Below are 19,717 nucleotides of genomic sequence, written 5' to 3'. Positions count from 1 at the left end.
AAGCATAATGATTTCCTATCGGCATATTAAATAAATACAGAAAATCATTATTATTTTGACTTGGCATTAAAATTGAGCAATAGAACCCAATTCACCTCTTACATCCCAATACATTGAAAAATCTTCGTTCACTCTACTTGCTGAGTCAATCAACTTTGCAATATTTTCATAAGATTGTTTTGGTGCATACCCCGTTGGATCAATAAACTTCAACGGATTATTTATCACATAGTATACAAAATTCAAACTCAACGGACCTGTCCGTTCTTCACTACTCCCTCAGCAATCATATTGCTGCCATCATAGTAGTAACGATGAGTTACTCCATTCTCTGTACGTTCGTACAGTAAGCCGTCACCGTTATATCGGTACCCACTGTTTTCCCTACGTCATTAATCACTTGTGTTAGGCGGTTTCGCTCGTCGTACTGATAACCAGCTCCCATAAAATCGAACGCCTTCATACTTGTTACTGCTAACGCATAACGTCCAGCGGTTGACGGCGTAAGTTGTCCTGCTATTGACGGTCAGTCTGTCCGCATGAAGCTATGCTGAAAGGGGAATCACGACAATTCCCCTTGGATCACGCGCTTGACCATATGATCATCGATGATGCGATGTTTGTTCTGTGCACCGTAGATCAGGCAGTGCGTGCATAGACTGTTTATCAGACGGGCCGCACCGCTGGAGAAGCGGTAAACGTCGTCGATGGCTCCGTCCGTGAAGACATCTCGATCCGCGCCGGCGTAAGCCATATGCCGGCCAATGTACGCTGTGTGGAAGCTCGCACTGTAGATCGATTCGCTGGCGAATGGCAGCGTATGCCTGCAGATGGAGTCGCTCCCACAGCTCGCTTTGCCCGACCAGGATCAGCGACATCGGACTCTGAGCATCCATCTTGAAGTTGAGCAGGAACCGCACCTCTTCTAGCATCTCTCGGTCCAGGAGATGCGCTTCGTCCACGACGACGACAGGCTGCAAATTAAGAACTCTTAGTCCGGTCACCGGACTAAGAGTTTTACTAATATAATTGCTATCTCTCCCTCATTTAAAACGGTCATCTCGCCTTCTCACCCGATTAGCCCATGCATAATATAGCCAAAAGCCGCCAGAGCGCTCCGGCGGCTTTTGATTCAAGTGCTGATCCTTAGCTAGTTAATCGTAATACTGTCAATCTCCGCATACCCTGTGTTTCCTTTGGCCAACCGGATAATATTGTCGCCGGAAGTTAGATTCACGCTGACGTTCACCGTTCCAAATTGACCCCAACCAGCGGTTGCTGGGTATGTAACCGTCGAAAATGGACCACCATTATAGGCTAGGTTATGCGTGGCGTTCGCTCCGGTACCATTGGCATAGCGGATGGTCATCGTGTAGCTTCCGGTGGTCGGCACTTTGACATAGAAATCGACGTAGCTGTCGCTATGGTCGATTTGGGCGACGTATTTACCGCCGGATGCCGCACCGTTGGAAGCGATGTTCGCGCTGTTGACCGCTGCATCCTCGGCTTCGTATACGTTGGTCGCCTGCCCATACGGCGTGATATAAATACGATAGCCGTCGTTATTGTACAACCCCGTCATCGGGACGGTTATTTGATTGTTGCTAATCGTATAATCGCCCTCAAGCAGCGTATTGGTCGTGTTGACGACCGTGCTTCGATTGACGAACGGTGTCCAGTCCACCCGTACATGTACTTTGCTTCCGTTGCCGCCGAAGAACGAAGGAAAATTTTTAATGACTGCATTGACGGTTCCATCCGTTACCCCGCCGAATAGGACGCTGGCATACTTCTTCGTCGCGTCCACGTTGGCAAACCCGTCTAGCGCAAGAATATCGTTCACGTTTGGAGGTGTGACGCTAACCATATCTCCAGACATATCACCATACCATTTGTAGAACCACCAGCCTCCATTCCGCTGCGTGTCGTTTGCGAGAAGCGTTCCTAATCGGCCTGGATTCGGTACATCCCAATAGCTTTGCATCGCTGTATCAACCTTAAGACGTTCGAACTTAGCAATCAAAGGAGCGACAACGCCAGGCTTTCCTTCATCATTTAACCATCCTGCGCCGCTGTACTCATTGATTGAGATGGGCCGCGGAGTAATACCAAGCGAGGCTTCAATTGCACGGTAATCGTTATGAAGGGCCGTGAAATTTTCGTTTAACAGTTGATGCCAAGAGGTAATTTCCGGTAGTGTATTTTGCGCTTTTTGATAGGTCATGAAATCAACCATGGCATAGTGCGAATACCCGGCCAAAGAAGGGCCGATTGATCTGGCCGACGGATCAAGTTGCTTCAACTTCTTGTAGGTCTCGCTGAAAAACTCACGAAAAGTCAGATTACCGGAAATGTCGGAGGAAGCATATCCGCTATTGTATACATTGCTGTGATTAACCGCACCGTTCTCAGCCTCGTATCGTACCGGACTGCCTCCGGCTACGTCGATGTAATCCAATTCGGCATACCCTGTGCTCCCTTTGCTGAATCGTATTTTATTACTGCCAGCCGTCAAATTTAAGTTCAGTGTAATCGTTGATGCCGCACCAGTATTGAACCAGCCACCGGAACTCGGGTACGAGACCGTTACCGGACTGCCGCCATTGACGCTAACCTGATGAGAGGAAGCCGCTCCTGTACCGTTCGCATAACGAACCGTTACGGCGTAGGACTTGGTCGTCGGGACGTTGACGGTATATTCTACGTAACTGTCACTGTAATCAATCGTACCTACATATTTGCCTTTCCACGTACCATCAGGCTCGTTCCACAACTCGTAACCGTATACATTCGTAAGTCCAGCGACCTTTACGTCATTGACCGTCGTGGTCAACTTGTTGAACCAATCCGTCAAGTTCGTATAATCATACCAGCCGGTATACCAATCAGCTAGACGGATTGTGACTTTACTGCCAGATGGCGCCAACCGCTGCGCGACGGGAATAGCCGCCCCCCATGGCTGCTGATAGCCTGATACCGCAGGATTAATGTAAGCTTTGGCGCGCAAAGGTAGAAAAAGATTATTGTCAGGCTTATTTTCAATTACGCCATAAAGGGAACCTGCAGAGCTATGGGTGACCGGACCGATGACGCTGGAAAGATCGACCGTCAAATCAGATGCTGCTTGGGCTGGTGCGGCGGATAGCGCGCTTCCTAACAGAACTACTGCCATGCTTGACATCAATACTTTTTTCACTTAAAACACCTCCGTATATTAATCAATACGTTAAACCCTCAACTACTCCACTTCACCTCCAGGGGATAGAATTGGTATCGCTTACATTCCTAATATACTAAATCGTTAGAAATCGGAAATTACAATTTTTTTGGATAATTGTCGTATATTTGGGCTTCACATGAAGCGCTCTTCACCAAGGAAACCACCTTCAAAAAAAAGAATAACCTCATTCCGAAACGACGGAACCAAGGTTATTCTCGTTAGTATCTGATCTACCTCTCCCGCACCCAGACCGCCATCTCACCTTCTCCGCGATTTGCCCATGCGTAATAAGGGATGAACGTAGCCGTGGCGGGCTCGAATAGCGAATTCACGTTTGAGGCGTACAGCTCGCCGTTCCAGTTTTCATCTGACAGCCGCGAGGCTTCCATTCGGATCATCTGAACACCCCCGAGCACATTCTGCTCGAATACCGTCTCGGCCGCCTGGAAGGATCCGACGTATAGTCGGTGAAGGTGCTCTCCGTTATCCGCTTCTTCCAAGCAGTAGACGAGAGGCCCGCGTTGAATCGCGACCTTGCCGCTCGTTTCGCGAAGCAGCGGGTGCCCTTTTATGCGCAAGACCTCCATCGGTATGCTCAGGTCGATTCTGTCACCGTCCATCCATGTACGGCGGATAAGGGCATAACCATTATGAATGACCGGTATGTGCGGTACACCATTAATCAGGATATGCATAGAATTGCACCATGACGGGACCCTTAGAGCCAGCGCAAACATAGCGCCTGTCTCTGCATCTGTACGGATGCCTAACCGCACATTCCCTTGCCACGGTAGCTCAGAATGCTGCTTTAACATAATGCGGTTGTCGCCAACCATGAGATCGGCCTCGCCGCCAATATATAGATGCGTATAGACTGTAGAATCATCGATCGTATAGATATATTGACCAAGCGACGCGAGGAGGCGTGCTACGTTCGGCGGGCAGCAGGCGCAACCGAACCAGCCTTGGCGGACGGTCTTGACATGGTCATATCCATGATTGACGCCGCATGCCTTCGGCCATACCTCCAGCGGATTGACATAGAAGAAATGCTTTCCGTCCCTGGACATACTCCCTAGTACCGTGTTGTATAAGGCTCTCTCCATGACATCGGCGTACCTGCTGTCCGGTTCCAATCTCAACATCCGTTGAGCGAAGAAGATTAACCCTATGGACGCGCATGTCTCTGCGTAGGCCGTATCACTTGGAAGATCATAATCAAGCGTAAATGATTCCTCCTGCGCCATCGCGCCAATCGCCCCGGTCACGTACATTTGCTTTGTGACAATATTGTTCCATAAGTTCTTGCATGCCGTAAGCAAACTCACATCGCCCGACTCCAGCGCAATATCCGCCATCGCAGCGCACATGTAGACGAGGCGTACGGCATGCCCTTCAGCCGTTTGCTGCTCCCTGATAGGCGCATGTGCCTGGCTATATGATTTCTTCTTGATCATGAAGTCCGATTCCCAATGATGTGTATGGCCGCGTGCCTCATACTCCTGATCATAGAAGGAAGGCGTACGGCCCCGTTCATCCAGAAAGTAACGGCTCAGCTGCAGGTAGCGCTCTTCATCCGTTGTCCGGTAGAGCCTCACGAGCGCCAGTTCGATCTCTTGATGCCCGTCATAACCGTGAATTTGTCCAGGTTCCGGCCCGAACACCGTACCGATATAATCCGCGAACTTGCAGGCTACATTAAGAATCTTCGTATTGCCGGTCGCGTGCCAGTAGGCAACTGCGCCTTCAATTAAATGACCTGCCGTGTACAGCTCGTGGCATTCACATAGATTCGTCCACTCGTTTCCTGGCTCTTTTAACTGGTAATACGTGTTCAAATATCCATCTTCGCGCTGTGCTTTGGCGATCAGGTCGACAACGGCGTCCGCCATCCGCTGTAATTCGGCATCTGGCTCGCTTTCCAGCAAGTAGGCGACGGCCTCCAGCCATTTGGCCACGTCGCTATCCTGGAAGACCATGCCGTAGAATGAACCCTCTTCTTCTCCTGCCGCGATTCGCAGATTCTGGATCGCATGGCTCGGCTCTACGTCAGGGATACGGTCGTTGAGCGCCTCCCACTGATAAGGGATGACGACATCTCGGATCAACCGGATATAGTCTGACCAAAACGGATCCTGAATGCGGATATCGCGCAGCGCTCCGGTTGTTGTTTTCATCTTTTTTGCTGTCATCGTTTGCACTCCTTCTTCTTCATTGCTTTGCCTGCTTCCCATGCTACCCTTCCTTCAATCCCGATAGTGTAACGCCTCGTACGAAGATATCCTGTGCGCTTAGAAATACGATAAGAATCGGCAGAATGGTAATTACCGTCGCCGCCATCAAGGCCGGCCAGTCTGTTGAATACAGCCCCTGCATGTTGGCAAGCCCTAACGTAAGCGTCATTTTGCTCATTGAGTTGATAAAGACGAGCGGGTTGACGAAATCGTTCCAGGTCCCCAACATGATGAAAATGCCGAGTGTTGCCAGAGCCGGTTTGGACAATGGAACGAAAATACGCCAGTAAATTCCGAAAGGCGTGCAGCCATCGATCTTTGCCGCCTCCTCCAGTGCCTCCGGGATCGTTGAGAAAAATTGACGCAGCAAAAACGTACCGAATGCGGACACAAGACTTGGGAGAATGAGCGACCAATGAGAGTCCAGCAGCCCGTAATATTTCATCAACAAGAAGGTTGGAATCATCGTCACCTGAGCCGGTACCATCAAGGTTGCCAAATATAATCCAAACAGCCCTTCACGGAAGCGAAACCGCAGCCTAGCGAACACATATCCTGCCATCGAGCTTGTTATAAGCTGAAAAACAACGACGATAACGGTAATCTTAAGCGTATTAAAGAAGAATTGAATGATTGGGAATCGATCGGTCATATTCGTATAGTTCGAGAATTTCAGCTCCTCACCAAAGAAACGCGGAGGGTATGTGAATACCTCATTGACGTTCTTCAGCGATGTGCAGATCGACCAAATGAACGGAAACAGCATGATAATAGACCCGATCAGCAAGATGATATGTGCGGTCGGTTTTAACCAAATATGTGACTTCATGACTGCCTCCCCCTTAATAGATGCTCCATTTTTTCTGGCGCCAGAATTGGATGAACGTTATAATTAGCACAATAAAAAACAGCACATATGCCATTGCGCTAGCATAACCCATGCGGAAATACTGGAATGCGTTCTGGAAGATATAGTAGACAAGTACTGAAGTGGTCCGGGCAGGGCCGCCCTGAGTCATCAAGTAAACCGTATCGAACACTTGGAACGAATTGATGATGGACATGACCGTGACGAAGAATGTCGTTGGTGAAAGAAGCGGCAGCGTAATATGCCAAAATTTCGAATACCATTTGGCTCCTTCGATATCGGCCGCCTCGTAGTAGCTTTCAGAAATCGATTGTAGTCCTGCTAGGAAGATAAGCATGTTAAAGCCCAAGCTCTTCCAGATGCTCGTTAGGATAACAGTCGGCATAGCCCACTGTGGGTCTGTCAGCCAAGCAGGGCCGTCAATGCCGAACCAAGAGAGTGCATAGTTAAGCAATCCGTATTCTGGATTATAAATCCACTGCCAAATGACCGATACGGCGACCATAGACGAGATGACGGGAATGAAAAATGCAGCCCGGTAAAACCGGATAAACCGAAGCTTCTGATTCAGGAAAACGGCAAGAAGTAGCGAGATTACGATGCCGATTGGTACGCTGCCAATCGTGAAGTAGAACGTATTACCCATGACCTGCATGAAAACCGGATCTTGGAACAGTTCCTTGTAATTATCGATTCCGTTAAAAGCGAAGGAATCGGTTAAATTCCAACTCGAGAAGCTGATTACAAATGTGGCAAGCACGGGTAGCAGCAAAAACATAAGGAAGCCGATCAAATTCGGCAACAGCATGAGGAATGCCCAGAAACCGTCTTTATAGAGAACTGGCTTTATAGATTTCATCATCTCACCCCGGAGCAGACGTAGAGGGGGACGCGGAAAGCTTCCCCCCCAAACGCAGCTTGTTGTTTTATTGTCTGGCTAGGCTTTTATTAACGACGCTTTCGATGTTTTGCACGGTCTGATCGATTGATTGATCGCTCAGGAAGAACTTATCAAGCTCTGCAGTTGTATCCTCCTGAATCTTCTGGCTGCTGAGCAAAGCATACGGGTACGGTTTGGAGGAAGTGAAGTAAGGAATCATTTCCTTAAACCCGTCCGGATGAACGCCCTCTGTCAGCCACTTCTGAATTCCCTGTTCGGTATACAGCGATTTGTGGTTCGGCAGCCACAATCCAGCCTTAACGTTCTGCAGTTGGTAGTCCTCAGAGGAGAGATACTTAATCAACTTCCAAGCCTCCTCCGGATGCTGCGTATTAGCCGATGCAACATGCATATGCGCTTGACCGTGTGTAACGGCCTCATCGAACTTCGGCAGAACGCCCACGCCCACCTTGAACTTCATTTGGGATAGTTCTTGAAGCGCCCACGATCCGTCTACGAGCATGGCAACTTTGCCGGTTTGAAGCATTTGCGCCGCGCTCATGCCACTGTTTGTCAGTAACTTCCCTTCAGGGCTTACCCCTTCCTTTTTACGAAGATCCGAGACGGCTTGAAGAACTTCTTTCACTTCCTGAGTATTAGCCGCGGAGGCCTTCAGGTCGCTTGTAAACCAGTTGCCGCCGTTACTCATTATTTCTGCTATAAGGTTGTAATAGGTCTCCATTCCATAAACGCCATACTGCTCGACTTTATCGCCGTTCTTGATTGTCAGTTTTTTGGCCGTTTTAACGAACTCATCCCATGTCCAAGCTTTGGATGGATCACTTGGCGGATAGGCAACTCCTGCTTTATCAAAGATATCCTTGTTGTAATAGAGCACCGGCGCCACGATACAGGATTCGATGCCGTAATATTTATTGTCCACCGTGCTAAGCTGGACGGCCGAGTCGATCAAATCTTCGGAAACGCCCTCTGTCGTAACGTAGTCCGTAATATCGAGCAGACTGTTCCGTTTGACGAAGTCACGGTAGTAATCGCTTTGTAAGAAGAACACATCCGGCGCTTCATCGCCGAGTACCATCGCTTGCATCTTAGCAACGTACTGCGTACCACCCGGGATCGTCGTGTATTCCACTTTTATGTTCGGGTTTTCTTTCATGAACTGCTCAAGTCCCTGTTTGACACTCTGCGTCTCCAGCGGGCTGACCTCCCAACCCATGAACTTCAAGGTTACCTGTTCTTTTTTTCCGTCATTACCGGAATTCTCAGCGTTTGTGCCGCCGGCGTTGTTATCGCTACAAGCCGTCAGCGGTAATGCCAGCATCATGAGCGAAGCAATTGCGACTGACCATTTTTTCATATAAAAGACCCTCCATGATCGGTATGGTGTGGGCTATTACAGCGTCATGTATAGCGCTTTCATAACCACACCTTTACTATACCGAAAGGCTGGAGGGCCAAAATTGCAATATTATTCGTTTTTTTGACTATTTTTGCGAAAATAGAACACTTACTTTCTTTGCGATCTCCTGTAGGGCATCAATGGCCTTTTTCTCACCTTGCCATACGGGAATCAATCCTTCAGTGACTTCAGGAAAAATCTCTAATTGGTTCTGAAGATAATATCCAACACTTGGTCGTCCATTTTCCAGTAACTGTTTCATCATTGCTTCTCTGAACCCTGGTGGATGCGCCGCTGGATTAGAGTTAACCCATGCGTCGACAAGAACCGGATCCGTGTACCACTTCTTTAGTACAGGCATCCATAAACCGTCGGAGTACAAAGACAAAGATTTGCTCGGATCCGAGAGCCACTTATACAACAGCCATGCTTCCTTCGGATGTTCAGATGAGCGAAAAATGACCGTCGCTCCGCTCAGTCCTACCGTCACGCTATTCTTTAGCTTAGGTAGCACACCAATATCAAAGTCGACCCCTGCTTTACCCAAATCAAGATTAATCCACTGGCCATCAACGATCATCGCTGCTAGACCAGCCTGCAGTGACATACTCATGGATGGAAGCGATTTCGACTCGTATGGCGAAGGTGCCACATGATGAACATTGATTAGATCGGCCAAATGCTGAATTGCTTCCGCTGCTTGCGGCGACTGAAGTGCAAACTGCTTCCTGTCATTGCTGACCCAATCACCACCATTACTGAAAATAAAATTGTTCAGTGGGTCCGACCACGTCTCGAACATGATACCGTAGCGAACAATATGGTCTTTATCAAAGGCAGGATCGTAAGCGTTCCTGCCCTGACTATCAAGCGTAAGCTTCTTGGCCGCATCCACAAGTTGCCCCCAGCTCCATGCTTGTTCAGCTTTCGGTGAAGGCGGGTTTACACCTGCTTGCTTCAATAGATCCTTCCTGTAGAATAGCCCAAAGCATTCTGCCGCTGTACTGACGCCCCATGCGTAGTCTTCGGCGGACTTATACCAGATATAATCGAGAAAATCGTCTTTATTTAATTCATCATCTTTAGCCAAAAATTCAAACAGATTCAAAAATTTATTTTCTCGGCTAAATGCTTCTCCTAGCTCAGTCGTCATGTACGCCAAATCCGGTTCTTCATTGGAAGCGGACATCGCCATCATTTTCGTATTGTAGTCGGAGTTCGGAAAATGAATCGGCTCAATCGAAATCCATGGATAGGCTCTTGTAAATTCCGAGAGCGTTTGCTCGATAACCTTTTTCTCCTCAATCGAACCCCAATACGTAAATTTCAACGTTATATGATTCGGGTACTCTATTTGCGGGTCTGGGTCAGATGTGCGCATATTCGATCTCCATAAGAGTAACGTCATAGCAAACATGATCACCGCAGTAATTATGATTAATCCTGTTTTCCGCAAGTCAGTCCCTCCTGGGCAGGCGGAAGCGTCACGGTCACCGTCGTACCTTGACCGGGCACGGACGCAATCTGAAGACCGTAAGGCTCGCCGTAGAGAATATGAATTCGACGGTTAACGTTAGTAATGCCCACGTGTTTGCTGCCTTCCAGCATTGAGGCCAGTTTGGCCATATCCATTCCTTCCCCGTTATCCTCGATCAGATAGATCCGAGCCTCCTTCGAGCATCGGCATGAAATGCGAAGCTTCCCTCCCCGGCTCAGCTTTTTGAAGCCATGGACGAACGCATTCTCAACAAGCGGCTGCAGGAAAAACTTCGGTACCTCATCGCCTAGCATTTGTTCGTCAATATCGTAAATAACTTCGAAAGCGCCCTCAAAGCGGTTGCTCATAATTGTCACATAACTTTCTAGGTACGTCAGATCATCTCGAAATCGAACTAGGTTCGACTCTTGCTTCACCATATATTTCAACATTTTGGACAAACTCACGACGATATCGCTAATCTCATATTCCTCTTTTTCAAGCGCCATTAGACTGACCATATTGAGTGTGTTATACATAAAATGGGGATCCAACTGCAGGTTGAGTGCTTTTATTTGAGCTTCCTTCTCACGTATCTGGGTCTCGTAGTTTTCTTGAATCAACTTCACGATATTCTCATTCATATCATTGAATTTTTTCATCAAAATACGAAACTCATAGCTACCGCTCTGTTCAAAACGTGTTTCGAACCTCCCTTCCCCCGTATTGACGATCGCCCGAATCATGGTACGGAACGGATTCGTAATGAGCATCGAAAGAAAATAGGAAAACGCAACAAATACAACGGTAATGATGGCTACAGAAATTAACATGTTTCGAACGTACTGCTTCGTTATTGGGGCCAACAGCTCGCTTGGAGGAATGACGGCTATACTCAGCCATCCCGTAATATTCGATCGAGCAAAAGCAAGCACTTGCTGTTCTCCGCCGATCCTGGCCATTCGTACGCCGCTTTTGTCATTCATTAATTCCTTAAGCATTGGAAGACCTACCTTTGTTGTCAGTAAAGAACGATCGGTATGTGCGATAATCTGACCGTTCGAGTCGACGACCATATAGGAAGAGCCTCTGACGGGAATGCTGTCTTCAAACACATTTGTAAATAAGGAATCCTTGAAATTCAGCAGCAGAGTCGGCTTGTCCTCAAGATCCGTATAAGCTCGGAATTTACCCTTATAGTAAGAGCCTTGAATTAAGGATACAGCGGAAAACAAATACTTATAATCATATTCCATACTCTTGAGATACGAAACTTGGTACATATCTGCAAAGTTATATGTCGGCACCCACTGAATTTTCCCCTCCCCCTCCTTGGCCGTCCGGTCCAATTGGGTATTTCCGAATCCACTAATAGGTATGAAATTTTTCGCGTGCTCGCTATTCGCTGAAGAAGACGTGCCGAAAATGAAATAAGAAGTCGCTATTTGCACGGAATACAGATCTTGTGACTGCGCAAAATACTTGTCTAGAATCCTTTTTATCCGTATATCGGCCGCAAGCACGGCCGTCTTATTGTTCTTGTCAAGTCTCGAGAACGTCTCATAAAAATCATCATCCTCCATAAATCCGTAGATCATCTCGCGGATCCGTGAAAATTTCGCATCAATAATTTCGTTGTTTTTTCGGACGATGGTGAAGACATCCTTTTGCGCCATATCGAGCACTGTACTACGATTCAGACGAAAGTCGCTGATGCCAAAGATAAGGATGGTACCTGTGAGCAGCATGACATATGTAAGGAGCAGCTTCGTATGCAACCGACCTTCTTTTAAGGTTCGAATCCATGACTTCATTTTGCGGCACCGCTGCCTTGCATTTGCCGAAACGCTTTGGGCGATATGCCGGTTTCGCGTTTAAACATTTTGTTGAAATATGCGGGGGTTTTGAATCCCGTCCTCAACGAGATACTCGAAATTTTGTCATCTGATTGCTCCAGCATCAGCTTTGCTTTGTTAATGCGCAGATCCAGAAGATATTCCGTAAAGTTTATCCCTGTTCGCTGTTTAAATAAATTGCTGAAATACGATGAGTTAAAATGAAACATTGCTGCAACCGACTCAAGCGAAATATCGTCCATGTAATGCTGCTGAAGATAATTCTGGCAACGGAGAATCAGAAGACCGTTCTTATCTAAATTCGTCTTCTTGGCCAATTCTATTAGCTGCAGGACGAACTCTTTAAACCTAAGCCGAAGCTCTTGGTAATCCCGGTATCGGTTGAACTTCTTCCGCAACCGTCCATACTCCCACTCATCGTCGTCCGCAGGTAAAAGACTTTTCAAGCCGTGGAGAAGCTGCCATACCATGAGACTTACTTCATCTCGGATCAGTCCCGGTTCTGGATATGGCGACGTCTCTCTCGGCTGGAAGAAGGAATTCACCAGTTGTAGTGCCCGGCTGCGTTCATCCGCCTTGATTGCCGAAATAAGCGGTTCCGTGATCTCCTTCGCGTTTGGCGATACTTTCTCTATAAATGGCTGAACATCCGATCTCCAGAAGACTGTATCCTCCAATGCATAGAACCGGTGCCGCAATGCTAGTACTGCTTCACCATACGAAACGATCACATCCATATGAAAGTGCGCGTAGACACGGCTCACTCCCACGGAAATGTCCTCAAAACCGTCCGCCCTTACACGCTCCAACGCTCGGCTGATCTTCATTACCATTTCTGACGGCTTAGCCACAATATTATGGTTCAGCCAAACAAGACTCACGATATGATGCTCGTTAAAATCGGTAAATGTCTCACACTGTCCGAGGACAACAGTTTCGACAGTCCAACGCTCTTTAAGCAATGCCATTCGGTCCATACCGGCAGTGCCGCTCATCTCAAACACGAGGGCAAGCCCCGGACCATCAGAAGGCGCATATCTTTCCATTAGTTGCCGTTGCTCCTCGGTAAGAATGCCTTTAATGGCCTGATGCCAATAGCGTTCTTTGCTCAACTCCTGATGTTTATTGTCTTGTTCGAATAGTCCCTCCAGCTTAACGATAATGCGCTCAATATCCGAAAGACCAATTGGTTTGATAAGATATTCGGCAACCCGATGCTCAATAGCTTTCTGCGCATAATCGAATTGACCGTAGCCGCTAATGATTACCGTTCGAATATGAGGCTTCTTGGTAGCAATCCATTCAACAAGGGTAAGACCGTCTTCCTCCGGCATCCGAATATCGGTGAGCACCGCATCGATCTGTTCAAGCTCCAGTAGCTCCCAGGCCATCTTTACATCCGTCGCTTCCAAGGTCCGATACGTCGGACGAATTCTTCGGATGACCGCTGAGAGAGATTTAACTTGCCGAACCTCATCGTCCACGATCATTATCGTTCTCACATTCATCCCCCTTAAAATGAAAGCGTTATCAACAAATAATATACTCTTTTCTGTGCATAAGCACATATCATTTTTATTGGAAAATAGTACGATCTTTGTTCAATAAGAACGCATATTCCAAATCGTGCATCGCCAAATGGCAAGCCCTTGCTTCTATGTAAGCAAGAGCTCTACTCCTTCGCGGTTAGTTTCTAAATTAAGGCTTCTTGTAGGATTTGATTTGTGATAACCCACGCTTAACACTATTTAAGCTGTTATGCATTTTTCGAGATTCATACACGTATCGCGGCAATAACACAACATTCACGTATAGCCGATAAGGGCTCGTCATCGGTCCAATCAGTAGTACCAGTGATCTGGGCCCTTGGCTCACGACCGGATTTGCATTTTTACGTGTCCGGCGGATTTTTTGAAGAACCGCCGCGGCGATTATAAAAAAAGAAAAACCACGATGCGAGTGTTAGTCTCATCGTGGCTTGATACCCTGAATTATTTCGTTTTTTTCTGTGTGTCGCGGGGAGTGTTCTTTAAAGAACCAAACCCCCTTAACTACAACGGCTGTACCCGCAGTTGCTGCAAGTCTTGCAGCCTTCCGTGTTCACGAGCGCTGCCGAGCCGCAGGACGGGCAAAGATCGGTAGAGATCGCCGTTGGCTTCGATGCTGCCGGCGCAGCTGCCGTGTACGCCACCGGCGCTTCCTTCAGCGCAGCCGCCTGATGAGCCCCAGCTCCCGCTTCCGCTAAGCTTGTGCTGCCTTCCTGATGCATCTCAAGCGCTTTGGCTACCGCATCCGCAATCGACTCAACACGGTTGGCGCCGAAGCCGATGGCGCCCGACCCGCCAATGCCCTTCAAATGCTTAATCAGCAGGCTAACCTTATTGCCATGGTCTCCATAACGAAGGAATAAGGAGCAGACACGTCCCAACGCTTCTGCCATGGCGAATACGTCGGAGCCCGCTTTGCCGACATTAAGGAAAATCTCGCTCGGCGTGCCGTTCATATCGTTAATCGTAATATATGCCATGCCGAATGGCGTATTGATTTTGTACGTGCTGCCTCGCAGAACCTGCGGACGGCGGCGGTACTCTTGATCAAAGACCTCTTCGGTTTTCGCGTCGACCCCTGCATTCAACGAGCCATTGAGGCTTGCAATTGCCTGTGTGTCTTGACCTTCGGTAGAAGCAGACACGGCTGCAGCTGCAGATTCAACTTCGGTCGATGCAGTCGCCTTCTCGTCCTTCTTGCCGTCTTTCTTATCGGTCGAAAGCACCTGAACATCACGGCTGCCGTCACGGTAAATCGTAACGCCCTTACAGCCAAGGTCAAAAGCGAGCTCATAAAGACGCTTCGTCTCTTCAACGGTAAAGTCCGACGGACAGTTGGCCGTCTTCGAAATGGAGCTGTCCACCCATCTTTGGATCGCCGCTTGCGCGCGAATATGGTCTTCAGCGGATAAATCCATAGCCGTTACGAAGTGAGCCGGAAGCTCCTGTCCCGGATGCTTATCCTTCCATTCCTGCGCGATCGGTACGTACTGTTTATCGAAGCCAAGTCGGCTTTGACGATAATATTCAAAGGCAAAGTAAGGCTCAATGCCTGTAGAGGTTCCAACCATCGTACCCGTGCTTCCAGTCGGAGCTTGGGTAATAACCGTAACGTTGCGCATTCCGTTCTTCTTGATCGAAGTTCCAACCTCCGGAAACTCCTTCACGATGTTCTTCATGAAGCCGGACTGCATGAACTTCTCGTAATCGAACTGTGTGAACGAGCCCTTCTCTCCGGCGATATTCGCGGAAGCGACATAAGCTTCCTTCGCCATGAAGCCGTACAGCTTATCCAGGAACTCAAGTGATTCCGGGCTGCCGTAACGGATTTCAAGCTTGATCATCAGCTCGGCAAGACCCATTGAGCCTAGGCCGACACGGCGTTCACTGGTTTGATTCTTCTGGTTTTCTTCAAAGTGATATGGTGTCTTATCGATGACATTATCCAAGAAGCGTACAGAGTATTGAACCGTCTTCGCGAGATCCTCCCAAGCGACATCATGGTTCTCCGCATCATAGAACTTGGAAAGGTTAATCGCAGACAGGTTACAAACGCCCCAAGCCGGCAATCCCTGCTCACCGCACGGATTCGTACAAATAATCGGGTTGAAGTACCAGCTGTTGGACATTTCGTTGTAGTATTCCATAAATACAATGCCCGGCTCCGCCGATTTCCAGGCAGATTCAATAATCGTATGCCATACTTCGCGGGCACGGACGGTACGGTAATGCTTTACCGGCTTACCGAGCTGCTTCCACTTGGCCAGATCGCCGTCCCACAGCTCATCGTAGCCTTCCGCTTTCGTGTCTGGGAAAACAAGCTCCCATTCCAGATCTTCCTTTACAGCCTTCATAAACCCGTTGCTCACGCATACGGACAAGTTCGCATTCGTAACTTGGCCCATCGTTTGCTTCACGGTAATAAAATCAAGCAGATCCGGGTGCCAATCGTTAATCATGAGCATGAGCGCGCCTCTGCGCGAGCCGCCCTGCTCAATCAAACCGGTCGTGTAGCTGAACAGACCGCCCCAAGAAACAGCACCGCTAGAAGAGCCGTTCACGCCCTGCACAATCGAACGGCGCGGACGAAGCGAAGAAAGGTTAATTCCTACGCCGCCGCCGCGGGACATAATTTCCGTCATTTCGCTCAGCGTCTGCATAATGCCGCCGCGGCTGTCATGCGGCGATGGAATGACGTAACAGTTGAACAACGTCAGCTCGTCGCTTGCTCCCGCTCCGGCAGCAATCCGTCCGCCTGGAACGAGCTTCCAATCATCAAGTATATATCGAAACTTTTCAGTCCATTCCTGCTGTTTTTCCGGGGCCTCAACCGAAGCCATCGCCTTAGCCAAACGGTCCCAAAGCTCGTCTGGAGTCTTCTCCACCGTCAAGGTTAGCTTCTCAATGCTAGATTCGATGGTGTCGCCGCTGCGAAGCTTTACAGTTACATTCTTGCCGTTACGCGCGATAACCTCCCCAACTTCCTTTGCCGGGAATTTCGGATCATCCTTCGTTAACACAAGAACAACGTCACCGACCTTCGTGTTGTTCGAGTCGGCATCCTTCATCGCGTATCGATCAAGAAAAATTTTCTCGCTTAAACCTTCTAATCGGCTTGCTTTCTTATCCAACAGTTGCTTCGTCTCCAAAACGCAGCGACCTCCCAAAAAAAAATACAACATACACGAAAATGTCGAAAAACCGGAGAAATCGTTGATCTAGCGCGATTTCTTGGGTTCGGCATTTTCCGCCTGCACTGGTGTTAAATAGTTTATGTACCAGGCACTATATGTTGTGTGCGTGTTTCATTATACAACACTAGATCTTGTGTGCCTATCAGGCAGAAGACCGAATTTCAGTTTTAATAGATTTATAAATCGTCCAAGCTTTCTATTTCTCCTGATATCTCATTTTCTCGCATCCCCAATAATCAAAAATAAACGACATAATTCGACTATTTTTGACTCCAATTTATTGAAATCCTGATTTTGACAGCCCGTGATGGAATGCGATAATGTAGTATCAAGCTTTTTTAGTATACCATACATAAATCGAAATATACAAACACATGTTCGCAATTACTCACAGGTATATTTTATCTCATTATATTCAATGGGCGGTGTGCCGTGAGTAAGCGAGGGGAGGAATGCAGCTGTGAAAATACTTTGGAACGGCGCGATCATCGATCAAGAGGATGTACAGGTCAGCCCTTTGGACAGGGGTTATCATTTCGGGGACGGAATTTACGAGGTGTATCGCGTTTATAATGGCGCTTTCTACGAACGCGATGCGCATAACGAACGTCTTGAACGAAGCGCAAAAGGGATTAAAATAACGCTCCCTTGGAGTATTCCCCAATTCAATGCTTGGCTTGACGAATTGCTCGCAGCCAACGCGATCGTAAACGGCAGCGTTTATTTACAGATCACCCGCGGAGCGGCATCCAGAAGCCATCCGTTTCCCAAAAATGCGGAGCCGGTCACTCTTGGCTTCTGCAGCCATGTCGAACGGCCTCTGGATTCGATGCGCGCAGGCATTTCCGCCATTACACTGCCCGATATCCGCTGGCTGCGCTGCGACATGAAAACCTTAAACCTGCTTCCTAATGTTATGGCCAAGCAGGAAGCGCTGGATGCAGGAGCACAAGAAGCCATTATGCACCGGGACGGCACCGTCACCGAATGCAGCGCCTCGAATCTTTTTATCGTAAAGGACGGCCGCTTACTGACGCATCCTGCCAACAACCTCATCCTGCATGGCATCACCCGCATGGTAGTACTCCGGCTCGCCCAAACGCTTGCGATCCCAGCCGAGGAGCGCGCCTTTACGCTTGACGAGCTGCGAAACGCCAACGAAGCGTTTATCGCCGGTACAACCGTGGAGATTACGCCGGTGATTCAGGTGGATCAGCAACCGATCGGTGCAGGAACCCCGGGGCCGCTCACGAAACGCCTTCAGGAAGCTTTTGAGACTACGCTGCCTCCATCATAATCCCCTCTCCGACATCGAAGCCCGAAAACAGCACAAAACAGGCCTGCCGCTTGCATGCGATGGCCTGTTTCGTTTTCACAGCTTATCTTACCTTCGCAAATTCCAGGAATCGTGCCCATACCGCTCCGCCGCAAGCTCAGCGGCCAATTGTTTTTCTTCGTCAGTCAGCTCGGATGGCACCAGCTTCACGCCAAGGCCACGAGCCAATCCCTCCCGGAACGCTTCCGTCACCTTGTCCATCGTCGTTTCCTCGAGCCCTCTCGCCCGCAGCAGCTCCTGAATCGCCGCCGCTTTATCGGGAAACGAACGCATCAAGCGCTCCTTCAAGCGTTCGCTCGGAAACCGCAGCACCGAAAACAGCTTTTCAATATCCATTTCCAATAAAATCGAGCCATGCTGCAAAATGACTCCATGCTTCCGGGTCTGCGCGCTTCCCGCTACCTTCCGGCCTTCCACCACAAGCTCGTACCAGCTCGGCGAATCAAAGCAAACCGACGAGCCTCCTGCGGCAGCGTACTTCGCCTTTTCTTCCTCCGATGCGAGATTCACCATCTCCGCGTCCAGCCCGAGCGCCTGAAAGCCATACAGCAGCCCCTCGCTAAGCACACGGTACGCCTCCGTCACTCCGCGCGGCATCCCGGGATACTTTTCATCTACTATGATACTGTATGTCAGCTCCTGATCGTGCAAAACCGCCCTTCCCCCGGTTGGCCGACGCACAAAGCCGAGTCCTTCCCTTGCAAGCGCCGCAAAATCAACCTCTTCCTCCGCCTTTTGAAAATATCCGATCGACAGGGTTGCCGGATCCCATCCATAAAAACGCAAGGTCGGAGCCACTTTCCCTTGTCCATGCACAATCGAAATCGCTTCATCCACAGCCATATTCCAAGCAGGCGAGCCTTTGCCCGTATCGATAAATCTCCAAGTCGTTGTTTCCATGTATGCTTCCCCCACAACACAAACCATTTTCTTCTCATCATACACGATCGCGATTTTCTCGTCCAAGCAGCTGGAGCTTTTCCCCTTCCCAGACCCTGCCTGTTAAAAAATGTTTACTCTCCTCAGGTTACGGGAAGCCTGTTGAACGAGACAAACACACGGGGGATGTTATGGAAGATATGGATAAGCTGTTCGATGAACTGCTCCGTCTGGCCGCTTTGGCTCCGCTCCTGCTTGGCTCTGCCTTGTTCCTAGGAAAACGCAAGGTTTCCGAGCTTCCGGCCTCCGATTTTATGATCATGCTCGTGCTAGGGGTCATTTTGGGTGCCACGATTGTCAACCCTGCCATTCATCCTTTATATCCGATTGCAGCGGCTGCCGTCCTCTTGGTTCTTCACCTGCTTTTCTTACGAATGTTACAAGGCATTATGGAAACGAACGGAACCCTTACGATGAAGAAAAGGAAAGGAATTCAAGAGCCCGTTTTAAACGACGGCCTTTTGAAAGGGCCGGCAGCCCGGTCCGACGACGGCTCCAGCAAAGATGCACAGGGTATGCATTATCCCGTTATTGTTGAAGGGAAAATTTACAAGGAAGTACTGGAGTACCTCGACCTCGACGAAAATTGGCTGAAAAAGGTGCTGAGCGACAATTCCATCCGTGTCGAGCAGGTTACCTTCGCCTCCATCAACGAGGAGCGAGAGCTGCATATTTCAGTGGGCAAAAAGGGAGAGCCCCGCGACGCCAAGCCGCCGACACTTGTGCATTAAGTGTGGCGGCTTTGT

The 19,717-nt window shown here is 48.8% G+C and carries 15 protein-coding genes; 2 read left to right on the top strand and 13 right to left on the bottom strand.

Annotation, left to right across the window (positions count from 1 at the left end; genetic code table 11):
* Window positions 1–66 precede the first annotated feature (66 nt).
* The 12 genes from GQS10_RS19455 to GQS10_RS19400 form a co-directional block, all read right to left on the bottom strand.
* A complete protein-coding gene (locus GQS10_RS19455) occupies window positions 67–213 on the bottom strand; it encodes a hypothetical protein (RefSeq protein ID WP_166245366.1) in 147 nt (48 codons plus the stop codon).
* 106 nt (window positions 214–319) lie between these two features.
* On the bottom strand, window positions 320–445 hold the full coding sequence (locus tag GQS10_RS23575) for a hypothetical protein (protein ID WP_279538036.1): 126 nt from the start codon (window positions 443–445) through the stop codon (window positions 320–322).
* A gap of 221 nt (window positions 446–666) precedes the next feature.
* The gene (locus tag GQS10_RS23725; RefSeq protein WP_341805103.1) at window positions 667–789 is read right to left on the bottom strand and encodes a hypothetical protein; all 123 of its coding nucleotides are present in this window, start codon (window positions 787–789) and stop codon (window positions 667–669) included.
* Window positions 790–1,150: 361 nt separating this feature from the next.
* Window positions 1,151–3,196 carry a carbohydrate-binding protein gene (locus GQS10_RS19440; RefSeq protein ID WP_166245362.1) on the bottom strand — a complete coding sequence of 682 codons (2,046 nt, stop codon included), beginning with the start codon at window positions 3,194–3,196 and terminating at the stop codon, window positions 1,151–1,153.
* A 254-nt stretch (window positions 3,197–3,450) separates the two neighbouring features.
* Complete coding sequence (locus tag GQS10_RS19435; RefSeq protein ID WP_166245360.1) at window positions 3,451–5,412, bottom strand: glycoside hydrolase family 127 protein; 1,962 nt, start codon at window positions 5,410–5,412, stop codon at window positions 3,451–3,453.
* A 43-nt stretch (window positions 5,413–5,455) separates the two neighbouring features.
* The gene (locus GQS10_RS19430; RefSeq protein WP_166245358.1) at window positions 5,456–6,283 is read right to left on the bottom strand and encodes a carbohydrate ABC transporter permease; all 828 of its coding nucleotides are present in this window, start codon (window positions 6,281–6,283) and stop codon (window positions 5,456–5,458) included.
* A 13-nt stretch (window positions 6,284–6,296) separates the two neighbouring features.
* On the bottom strand, window positions 6,297–7,181 hold the full coding sequence (locus tag GQS10_RS19425; protein ID WP_166245356.1) for a carbohydrate ABC transporter permease: 885 nt from the start codon (window positions 7,179–7,181) through the stop codon (window positions 6,297–6,299).
* 67 nt (window positions 7,182–7,248) lie between these two features.
* On the bottom strand, window positions 7,249–8,580 hold the full coding sequence (locus tag GQS10_RS19420) for an ABC transporter substrate-binding protein (protein ID WP_166245354.1): 1,332 nt from the start codon (window positions 8,578–8,580) through the stop codon (window positions 7,249–7,251).
* A gap of 127 nt (window positions 8,581–8,707) precedes the next feature.
* Window positions 8,708–10,078, bottom strand: coding sequence for an ABC transporter substrate-binding protein (locus GQS10_RS19415; RefSeq protein ID WP_243735281.1), 1,371 nt, complete (start codon window positions 10,076–10,078; stop codon window positions 8,708–8,710).
* Window positions 10,060–11,913 carry a sensor histidine kinase gene (locus GQS10_RS19410; RefSeq protein WP_166245351.1) on the bottom strand — a complete coding sequence of 618 codons (1,854 nt, stop codon included), beginning with the start codon at window positions 11,911–11,913 and terminating at the stop codon, window positions 10,060–10,062. The genes GQS10_RS19415 and GQS10_RS19410 overlap by 19 nt, the downstream gene beginning before the upstream one ends.
* Window positions 11,910–13,457 (bottom strand): response regulator, encoded by a 1,548-nt coding sequence (locus GQS10_RS19405; protein ID WP_166245349.1) that lies wholly within the window; start codon window positions 13,455–13,457, stop codon window positions 11,910–11,912. Before GQS10_RS19405 ends, GQS10_RS19410 begins: the two co-directional genes overlap by 4 nt.
* Before the next feature lie 545 nt (window positions 13,458–14,002).
* Entirely contained in the window at window positions 14,003–16,570 is a 2,568-nt protein-coding gene (locus tag GQS10_RS19400; protein WP_243735285.1) for an adenosylcobalamin-dependent ribonucleoside-diphosphate reductase, read from the bottom strand.
* Between the two features lie 586 nt (window positions 16,571–17,156).
* On the opposite strand from GQS10_RS19400, the gene dat reads away from it, so the two are divergent.
* The gene (gene dat / locus GQS10_RS19395; protein WP_166245345.1) at window positions 17,157–17,993 is read left to right on the top strand and encodes a D-amino-acid transaminase; all 837 of its coding nucleotides are present in this window, start codon (window positions 17,157–17,159) and stop codon (window positions 17,991–17,993) included.
* An 87-nt stretch (window positions 17,994–18,080) separates the two neighbouring features.
* Here dat and GQS10_RS19390 read toward each other — a convergent pair whose 3' ends face one another.
* On the bottom strand, window positions 18,081–18,932 hold the full coding sequence (locus tag GQS10_RS19390) for a lipoate--protein ligase family protein (protein ID WP_166245343.1): 852 nt from the start codon (window positions 18,930–18,932) through the stop codon (window positions 18,081–18,083).
* 170 nt (window positions 18,933–19,102) lie between these two features.
* Between GQS10_RS19390 and GQS10_RS19385 the strand changes: the two genes are divergently transcribed.
* Window positions 19,103–19,702, top strand: coding sequence for a YetF domain-containing protein (locus GQS10_RS19385; protein WP_166245341.1), 600 nt, complete (start codon window positions 19,103–19,105; stop codon window positions 19,700–19,702).
* Window positions 19,703–19,717: the final 15 nt, after the last annotated feature.

The sequence above is a fragment of the Paenibacillus turpanensis genome, from assembly GCF_011421635.1.
Taxonomy (GTDB): Bacteria; Bacillota; Bacilli; order Paenibacillales; family YIM-B00363; genus Paenibacillus_AK; species Paenibacillus_AK turpanensis.
The sequence above is the reverse complement of the archived record's forward strand: the minus strand, read 5'-3'. Positions and strand labels throughout refer to the sequence as shown.

Bases quoted from the DNA above. Each gene is read 5' to 3' on its own strand.
- GQS10_RS23575 (WP_279538036.1), bottom strand. From the start codon at position 445: ATGGGAGCTGGTTATCAGTACGACGAGCGAAACCGCCTAACACAAGTG.
- GQS10_RS19435 (WP_166245360.1), bottom strand. From the start codon at position 5,412: ATGACAGCAAAAAAGATGAAAACAACAACCGGAGCGCTGCGCGATATC.
- GQS10_RS19430 (WP_166245358.1), bottom strand. From the start codon at position 6,283: ATGAAGTCACATATTTGGTTAAAACCGACCGCACATATCATCTTGCTG.
- GQS10_RS19425 (WP_166245356.1), bottom strand. From the start codon at position 7,181: ATGAAATCTATAAAGCCAGTTCTCTATAAAGACGGTTTCTGGGCATTC.
- GQS10_RS19420 (WP_166245354.1), bottom strand. From the start codon at position 8,580: ATGAAAAAATGGTCAGTCGCAATTGCTTCGCTCATGATGCTGGCATTA.
- GQS10_RS19410 (WP_166245351.1), bottom strand. From the start codon at position 11,913: ATGAAGTCATGGATTCGAACCTTAAAAGAAGGTCGGTTGCATACGAAG.
- GQS10_RS19400 (WP_243735285.1), bottom strand. From the start codon at position 16,570: ATGAAGGATGCCGACTCGAACAACACGAAGGTCGGTGACGTTGTTCTT.
- GQS10_RS19390 (WP_166245343.1), bottom strand. From the start codon at position 18,932: ATGGAAACAACGACTTGGAGATTTATCGATACGGGCAAAGGCTCGCCT.
- GQS10_RS19385 (WP_166245341.1), top strand. From the start codon at position 19,103: ATGGAAGATATGGATAAGCTGTTCGATGAACTGCTCCGTCTGGCCGCT.